This is a genomic window from Pseudomonas sp. O39 (assembly GCF_045447295.1).
Taxonomy (GTDB): Bacteria; Pseudomonadota; Gammaproteobacteria; order Pseudomonadales; family Pseudomonadaceae; genus Aquipseudomonas; species Aquipseudomonas antarctica_A.
Genome location: NZ_JBJGXV010000044.1, coordinates 1 through 6805 on the forward strand (window position 1 = coordinate 1; position 6805 = coordinate 6805).

The following is a 6805-nucleotide window of genomic DNA, read 5'->3' on the forward strand; positions in this document are numbered from 1 at the left end:
CTTTTGCACCAACAGTATCACCCGACGCGAATTTCGTTGTCTAGACGCGCAACGCTAGACGAGACGCGGCCTGCGCGCCGGTTAGCCCAGCTGATTCCCGCTCGCTGAACAAAACCACCCCGACGCGGGTTTTGAGCCCGTCACAGCACACCCTGGACGACCAAACCAACCGACGACAAAAAGCCCCTGGTCGTTCGGTGGCGAAGCCAGCGGACGGCCAGGGGCCAACAAGCGCAGCGCGTTAGGCTTCGGGGTTCAAAGGGGTTTCCCCTTTGGTACGGTCGATTGGTTACGAATGGCGCAGCTCATTTGTAAACAGTCGGTAACGTGCCTCACCAAAAGCGTGCTGGTTCCATGTCCGAAGGACATTTGCATTGATTTGCACTAAATGGCACTAAATGGCACTGGCTTGCGCTGACTTGCACTAATTTGCACTAATCAAGAAAACTCGAATTTCTGAAAGACGCTAATCCAACGGGGTATCGGGGCGCAGCCCTGATCAGGGTTTGTGGCCACCGACTGCGTGCAGGCGGTGGCCACAAAACATTTCCGGTCCAAAAGATGACTCAGGTTTATCGACTCGTAGAGGCGGCTTCCGGGTTTCAAAGGGCTTCCCTTTGGCAACGGATGTATACATCCATAGCGTGCCTGTATTTTTCGCCGTTGATTGAGGCCGCTTCGCGGCCTGCGGGGGTGTCAGGTATTGGTAGGGACTTTGTGGGGAGTTTGCAGGGGATTTGTCAGGCCGACGGGCATTTGAAGGGGACTTGTAGGGTGTTTGTCAGGCCTTTGCAGGCAACTTGTCAGGCCTGATCACTCTCTTCATCCGCTTCGGCGTCCAAGGCCGTCAACAGGGCTTCGACGGGATCATCTGGCAGGGTTTCAGCCGTGGTTTCACTGGCCGAATGTTGCCGTTGCAACCGTGCCGGATGGGTGGCGGTGTGAATCTCCTTGAGCGCCCGGATACTAACCTGGGTGTAAATCTGTGTGGTGTTCAGGCTGACATGACCAAGCATGGCCTGGATGAAACGAATATCGGCGCCGTTCTCCAGCATCAGCGTGGCCATGGTGTGGCGGAACAAATGGCAACTGCCACGTTTGCCGATGTTGGCTTTTTCGATGTGTTCGCGCACCAGTTGCGTCAGCCGATTGGGGCTGAATCCTTCGCCCTGCTGGGTCAAAAACAACGTGCCATCGTCCTGACCCAAGACAAAATGGGGCCGCACGTCGTCGCGGTATTTGGTGATCCAGGCCAAGGCCCGTTCACCGATGGGAATCATCCGGTCTTTTTTGCCCTTTCCCTGGCGAATCATCACCGTGCCGCGCTCGTAATCGATGGCGCTCCAGCTCAGGCCGATCAACTCCATGCGGCGCATGCCAGTGCTGTAAAGGGTTTCCAGCATGGCCCGGTCGCGGATGCCGGTCGGGGTTTGGGTGTCCGGCACGTTGAGGATGCGTTCGGCTTCGTCGCTGCTGAGGATATGTTTCGGCAAACGCTGTTCCATCCTCGGTAGATCGAGGTCGGAAGCCGGGTTGTACAGGATTCGGTTGGTTTTGGTCAGCCACTTGAACCACACCCGAATCGGCGTGATACGCACCGTCTGACTACGAGCTGACAATGCTTCGCCGTCGGCTTTTCGATACAAAAAAAGATGACGCTGGTAACGCTCTAAAATCGGTCGAGTGATTTCTTGTGGCCGGGTCAGACCTCGTTCGTCACACCAGCGGATAAACGCAATCAACAGGCTTTCACGGTTGCCCACGGTGCGCTCGGAATAGCTGCGCTCACGCTGATATTGCAGGAACTGTTTCATCTGAAAGTACAGGCTGCCGGGATCGCCCAGCGGGCCAATGATTTGTTCCGAAACACGCAGTTTTTTGCTCTCGCCTTTTTTCGGCATAACCACCTCGACTTAGACGGCGCTAGACAACGCGGAGTGGTTTTTTAATAACGGCTGGAACGGTGGTTTCTCGTTCAGACCGACCGCTTCGGCTCCAAGGCCAGAAACGGCGTGGCTTTGCTCAGGTTTTGAGGTGCCCGACTGACTGCCGACCATGGCCCGACCTGAGTCCGACCGCTCTTCTAATTCCCCCGACCGGACGGATGTGTTGTCGAGTTGGTCGGCATCGATCAAGCCCATCAGGTGCGGTTGGTTGCCACTTTTACCGTCATACGTGAGGGTGTATTCATGGGCCAGTCCCTTGCGGTGCAACAGCAGGTATTCCAGCTCGGTCAGTCGGCCCAAATGGATTTTTAACTGGGTATCACCCCAGCCAGTGGCCTCGCGCACGTCCTTGCGACCGAACCGAAACTCATTTTCTTTGAGGCCCTGCGCCTGACTTCGGGCCTCGACCCAGCCTTGCAACAGCTCCAGCAAACGCCGCGTTTGCGGCGGCAGTTCGTCCAGGGTGCGCCCGAGGATGTCGTGGGCCAGCCGGTTGGCCAGCACGATGTCGCCCTTCGTGACCTCAATGTACGCCAAGGATTTGCCGCGATGCTCGACGTGTTTGATCGGGCGTTGATGCTGATGCAGCAAGGCAATGCAGCGAATCAGCGTCAGGTATTTCATGTGGTCACGCCGGGTCCGGGTTTTGTCCGAAAGAAAGGTCAATTGATCGGCGAACGGATTGACCACCGCCACGGTTTTAATCAACCGCTGGGCGTTTTGATGCAGGCGAGTAATGGCCTGTTTTTCGGCGTCGGCCAACAAGCCGTCGAGGGTTTGTTTTCTACGTTGGGCCGCATGAATGGCTTCGGTTTGCTCGCGACTTTCGTTGATGGTCAGCACCAAACACCGGTTGAGCAGTTCCTCGTCCACGTCGATGGCCGTGGTGGTGAGCATCAGCATTACCGGGCCTTTGACGGTGTATTGCTTGGTGATCAAGTTGCCAGTAGCTTCGTCCTTGCCGGTGCTGGCAATGGTCAATTCGCCGTCCGATTGCAGCAGTTTCAGGGCGTAAGCTGCTTGGCGAACGCCCTCTTCTTCGGCGATGGCGAGGATCTTGTGTTGCAGGTCCGTTTCGCCGAGGTAGAAAAGACTCTGGCCGGTCATGGCGCTGTATTGGATACGTTCTTCTTCCGGCATCAGGTTTAGAACAGCGTCCATCAGGCTTGATTTACCGGCTGCGCTCGATGACTGAATTAAGACAGCCAACGGCTGATCCAGCTTTCGGGAAACCGCCGCCAAGTACCCGGCCAGCAGGTTGTAGGATTCACCAACGACACCGCACCGGGTCAAATCGGCTTCGATGCGCTCGATCAGGTTCGGCGCACGCAGCAGGTTCAACGCGGCTAGTTCATCTTCCGCGCTCAGCGTCGGCGTGGGATTTTTCGGGGCCAGTGCTGCCTGAATTGAGGCCTCCTGCAAACCTTCCAGCTTGAGCAACAGTTTGCCCAGGTCGCGCTTGATGATTTCTTCCGGCACGCCCATCTCGATACTCGCCTGTTTCAAATAGCTGTACCGGGCCTTAGCTGCATACAAATCAAAACTGTCCACGTAATAGGCCGCTTCGCGGCCCATTGCGTGCTCTTCGGCGACCTCGCGGCGCACCTGCACATTGACCCGCATTTGTTCCGGGCCGAGGTTCTTTTTCCAGCCGCGCACCCGCCATCGGCGGTCGGCCACGGCCAACAACAGATCACCCTGGGCGTTTTCACTAAAAGTTTCCGAATCGGAAACTGGACCACCAAGAGGCAAAGTTTCCGAATCGGAAAGTCCAGGCACCGGTGGTAACTCGGCGGTTGCCTGCGGCGCAGCGGCTAAAGAAAAAGAGGGGTCTGGCTCGACCGAAACCGGCGTGCCTTTGCCCTGCCACAATGCCTGTTGCAACAACTCGCCAAGCGCTTGGTTCGGGTTTTCCACCTGCAAGGCGAAAGCGTTGGCGTCCATGCCTTGCGGAAACAACAGACGGAAGACTTCGATGCCGGCAGAGCGTAATTCTTCGGCCAGTTTTTCGGCTGCTGCGTCTCCTGCCGAATCGCGGTCAAAAGCAATGATGACCCGCTGGGTGCCGTGGTGTTTCAAGGCCTGCCAATGATCTTGGGAAAACCCGTTCACGCCGTAAGCGCTGATGACGTTACGAAAACCCGCACACCAAAACGTCATGGCGTCGATCAGCGATTCACAGAGAATAATTTCCAGACTGGCCAGCAACGCCGCTTCGTTCCAGACACCGCGCAACGGCGTAGCCAGGTACATATGCCGGGACTGGTTGGCAGGAATTTTATTGTTCGGCTGCATCCGCCGTCCGTAAAGCTGCATCACTCGCCCTGCCTGCTCCGGCTGCGCGCCGTCCTCCAGACCCAGCACCGGCACGACCAGACAACCGTTCAAATGTTCGTGTCCGGTAGAACGCAAAACACCTAAATCTTGCAGGTGCTGCCGCACCTGCCGACCGGCCTGGGTATGCCCGGCGGGCAAGCGATACGTCAGGGTTTTATTGGCATAACCGAGTTGAAAATGCTCGATCAACTCGGAATGGTTCAGGCCGCGAGATTCCAAATAGGCCAGTGCTTCGGGGGATTGTTTGAAATTGGCGTGGTAGAACTCGGCCACCGAGCGCAGCAGCGCCGCGGCTTCAAGATCAGAAGAGCCCGCAGCTAAAGAAGGGAGGTGTCGAGCGTGGCTGCGTGTCACACCGACTTTTTCCGTGTTCTCCAGCGGCGCGTCGTTACGCAGCAGTTGGACTGCGTGTGGCAACGACACGCCTTGAGTTTTCATCACCCAATCGATCACCGAACCAGCAGCCCCGCAGCCAAAGCAGTGATAGAGATTTTTCTCCTCGGAGACCGACAGGCTGGGCGTGCTTTCGTCATGAAACACACAGCACATCACCCAGTCCTTGCCGCGCTTTCTCAGTTCATGGCCCTGCGACTGGATCAGCCGGACCAGTGACACCTCGCGCTTGAGGCGTTCCAGTTCGGCTTCGGGGATGCGGGCCATCGAGTTTTCTCCTAAAATGCGTCAACAATCATATTAGCTATATTTAATTAATCCTAATATGCTATCTCACGTCAAGCGACAAAAAAACGAGGCATAGACTCATGGTCCATTTCCCAACGCTGGTTCTGCCCATGAGCTTCCCGCAACGCTTGGCGGCCCTGCGCAAAGAGCGCGGACTGACACAGCAACAGATGGCTGACACCATTGGTGTGCATATTTCGCAGCTACGGCGCTATGAAGCAGGCACAACACAACCGACCATCGAAGTCTTTCGAAGGACCGTTCTGGCTCTGAGTGTCAGCGCCGATATGCTGCTATTTGATGAGGGAGAACGTGGGCCGGATGACCGCCTGAAACTTCAGTTTGAGGCCATTTCCAAGCTGGATGACAAAGAGCGCGAAGCCCTGGAGACAGTGATCAGTAGCGTATTGCACATGCACGACGCCAAGCGCTGGACACAAGCTGCGACTAAAAGAGACAGCTTGCCGGGCCAATAAAACGGGCCAACCTTGAAAAAAGGACCAGTTCTTTGGGGCTGCTGCTGTGTATAACAAATGCTATACAACTCACGTCAGTGTTTGCTGGGTGAAACACTCGTTTTGTATTAAAAATGTATAGCAGCACCCAGAAGACAAAAACCGGATAACTAATTGATATATATGGAAAATACCTACCTCGCGAGAGGTGCGTGATGTGTATTGAGATTTTGCTCCTGTTAAGGAGCGAAAAATCATGCTCAAAAAGGGCGTATTGAGCAGCTAGACCGTAGGTCGTCAGGGTGGGTGCAAAAGGGATGCAGCTTGAGTGCAGAAAGGTTGCAACCTGGGAGCAAAAGGGGAGCAAATAGATAGCAAAAGGGCTGCAAATCGGATGCAAAAACACCGGCGTTAAGCCGGTGCTAAATAAAAAATAGAATTCCTACAGATCAGCGACGCCAGAACGGTAACTCGTCAGAAGCAAGAGAGTTATACAAGTCTTCGGAACGATTCACATCAAAAATATAGTCAGGCGCGTCGGTAAAACCGATTCTTAAAGGGACGTACTCATTAAACTCTTTATAAAAAACATCTGAACATTCGACAGCATCAAAAATAATTTTGAAGAAGCGAGCAAAGATGTCAGCCAGAGTATTACCACTCAAAAGCAAACGAGTATTTTCCTTGTCCACCTCGAAAGCGCTTATATCAAAGCTATCCGCAGGAATGCTATTAAACTCAGCCCTTACACTCTCTAAATCTATCTTTAACTCAGCCAGTTCGTTTTTACTTAAAGAGCGGCAATAAAGCTTCTCTGTAACCAAGGGATACTTGCTTCCTCTTTTGCCGCCCTCAAGAAAAAACACAACAGACTTAAAAAAACAGTCAACGTCAGAGGCTGGGCCTAAGACAGATATTGTCATTGCGGCAAGAACACCTACATTTTTCATTCTGCTTTAAACCTGATGGATGAGGGAGATATTGCCCCATTTGACTTATCAACTATTCCACGAACGATTTGCGCACGCTGCACAGGTGTAACAGCTTGCCCTCGAATATCAATAACGACTTGCTGCTGCATTCCTTGCGGTAAATTTTCAGCTCGCTGGAGGGCTTGCTTGGAAACATTACTAATCAATCCGCTTTGATTTTTTGCGATGTTGTAGTTTTTCACTTCAACACTGCATACGTTACCTACACACCAGTCTGGACGAACACTGCCCGAAGTGCCGTAAGGAACTTCTTGTCCATTTTTATAACTGACTTGTGGGCGAGCTCCAGCACCAAGATCAGCGCCGACATCAATTTCAGATTTTTGGGGTGTGGGACGAACAGGTGTCGCAGTAGAGGCAAGATCATCTACCTTTCCAGCAGCGCCACCAGTAG

At 53.9% G+C, this 6805-nt stretch carries 5 protein-coding genes; 1 reads left to right on the top strand and 4 read right to left on the bottom strand.

Annotated features, from left to right (window positions below; all coding sequences use genetic code 11):
- Positions 1 to 803: 803 nt before the first annotated feature.
- Together xerC and ACI77D_RS29020 are read right to left on the bottom strand one after the other, a co-directional pair.
- Positions 804 to 1901, bottom strand: a complete 1098-nt coding sequence (xerC, locus tag ACI77D_RS29015) for a site-specific tyrosine recombinase XerC (protein WP_407018059.1) — start codon at positions 1899 to 1901, stop codon at positions 804 to 806.
- A gap of 12 nt (positions 1902 to 1913) precedes the next feature.
- Positions 1914 to 4943, bottom strand: a complete 3030-nt coding sequence (locus ACI77D_RS29020) for a CHC2 zinc finger domain-containing protein (protein WP_407018060.1) — start codon at positions 4941 to 4943, stop codon at positions 1914 to 1916.
- Positions 4944 to 5074: 131 nt separating this feature from the next.
- Between ACI77D_RS29020 and ACI77D_RS29025 the strand changes: the two genes are divergently transcribed.
- On the top strand, positions 5075 to 5440 hold the full coding sequence (locus tag ACI77D_RS29025) for a helix-turn-helix domain-containing protein (protein WP_133775961.1): 366 nt from the start codon (positions 5075 to 5077) through the stop codon (positions 5438 to 5440).
- Positions 5441 to 5868: 428 nt separating this feature from the next.
- Here ACI77D_RS29025 and ACI77D_RS29030 read toward each other — a convergent pair whose 3' ends face one another.
- Positions 5869 to 6369, bottom strand: coding sequence for an immunity 70 family protein (locus tag ACI77D_RS29030; RefSeq protein WP_263273631.1), 501 nt, complete (start codon positions 6367 to 6369; stop codon positions 5869 to 5871).
- On the bottom strand, positions 6366 to 6805 hold a 440-nt coding region (locus ACI77D_RS29035), incomplete at its 5' end, for a hypothetical protein (RefSeq protein WP_406980484.1). The genes ACI77D_RS29030 and ACI77D_RS29035, both read right to left, overlap by 4 nt.

Excerpts from the sequence above, each read along its gene's own strand:
- xerC (WP_407018059.1), bottom strand. The coding sequence starts at position 1,901 with ATGCCGAAAAAAGGCGAGAGCAAAAAACTGCGTGTTTCGGAACAAATC.
- ACI77D_RS29025 (WP_133775961.1), top strand. The coding sequence starts at position 5,075 with ATGAGCTTCCCGCAACGCTTGGCGGCCCTGCGCAAAGAGCGCGGACTG.
- ACI77D_RS29020 (WP_407018060.1), bottom strand. The coding sequence starts at position 4,943 with ATGGCCCGCATCCCCGAAGCCGAACTGGAACGCCTCAAGCGCGAGGTG.
- ACI77D_RS29030 (WP_263273631.1), bottom strand. The coding sequence starts at position 6,369 with ATGAAAAATGTAGGTGTTCTTGCCGCAATGACAATATCTGTCTTAGGC.